The organism is Thioalkalivibrio denitrificans (assembly GCF_002000365.1).
Classification (GTDB): Bacteria; Pseudomonadota; Gammaproteobacteria; order Ectothiorhodospirales; family Ectothiorhodospiraceae; genus Thioalkalivibrio_A; species Thioalkalivibrio_A denitrificans.
The window spans coordinates 6,924-8,024 of sequence record NZ_MVBK01000085.1 but is presented as its reverse complement, the minus strand read 5'-3'; the positions used below and the strand labels follow the sequence as shown (position 1 = coordinate 8,024).

The window sequence follows — 1,101 nt, the reverse complement described above, 5'->3', positions numbered from 1 at the left end:
CCCGCCCGCCCCTGCACCGAACTTCTCACCGATTCCGCCAGCCGATCCCGATGTGCTTCGGCCAGGGCAAGGAGTTCGCGGTAACGTTCGCGGATGATTGAAAGGCCGTCGGCGAGTTCCGCCGGATCCCGTTCGCTACCGTTCGAGGTCAGCACCTCCACCAGTGCCCGGCATTGGCCATCGAGTACCGCCACCTGTTCCCAGTCATCCTTGCGGGCATGGCCCACCGCGGCCTCCACGTGGGTAAGCGCCTGCGCCAGCACCTCTCCCGTAGGAGCGGCGCCCCCNNGGCGCCCCCGCCGCGAACGGTTTGGTCAGTTGTCAGTGGTCCGTTGTCCGTTGTTTGGGCTCCGTCCGGCGCCGGGTTTTCTCCCATGCCTTCGTAGGAGCGGCGACCCCGCCGCGAATCGCCCATGCCCGGATCAGCCGCATCGGTCAGCCCGGGGTCGGGTCTCCGGCGGGCGGAATCCTCAACCACGCCCGGCCTCGGCCGCGAGCTGCTCGGGGATGGCGTCCCAACCGGCCTTCACCTCGCGCAGCAGGTTGGCCACCTCGTCCAGCGCGGCCACGTCGTCGCGCAGATTCGCCTCCATCAGGCGCCGGGCCATGTACTCGTAAAGCGATTCCAGGTTGGCGGCCACGTCGCCGCCCTTTTCCATGTCCAGGTGCGCGCGCAGCCCCTCGACGATGTCGATGGCCCGGCTGATACGCTCGCCTTTCACGGCCTTGTCCCCCTGCTGCATGGCGCCCCGCGCCACCGCAATGCGCTCCAACGCGCCCTCAAACAGCATCTGGATGAGCCGGTGCGGATTGGCGTCGCTCGCTTCGGCGCGCGCGCCTGCGTCGCGGTACTGGTTCAGGGCCTGGTGGATGCCGGTTTGGTACATGGGTTTGTCCTCGTTAGGGGGATTCAGCAATCAGCAATCAGCAATCAGCAATCAGCAATCAGCAATCAGCAATCAAAGGATGAGCCACGTCAGACCCGTAGGTTGGGGTGAGCGGAGCGAACCCCAACAACCGAAACGTCCCGTGCCGCCTCCCGTTGGGGTTCGTTTCTTACCCCAACCTACGTTCGCTCGTTAGGGCGATTCAAGATTCAAG

2 protein-coding genes are annotated in these 1,101 nt (G+C 65.8%); both read right to left on the bottom strand.

The window, feature by feature from the left end:
* Positions 1–263, bottom strand: a 263-nt coding sequence (locus tag B1C78_RS13280; RefSeq protein WP_077279659.1) for a flagellar protein FliT, incomplete at its 3' end; no start/stop codon positions are given.
* 207 nt (positions 264–470) lie between these two features.
* Positions 471–887: a flagellar export chaperone FliS gene (fliS, locus tag B1C78_RS13275; RefSeq protein WP_077279658.1), complete on the bottom strand. Its 417-nt coding sequence runs from the start codon at positions 885–887 to the stop codon at positions 471–473.
* Between the last annotated feature and the right edge of the window lie 214 nt (positions 888–1,101).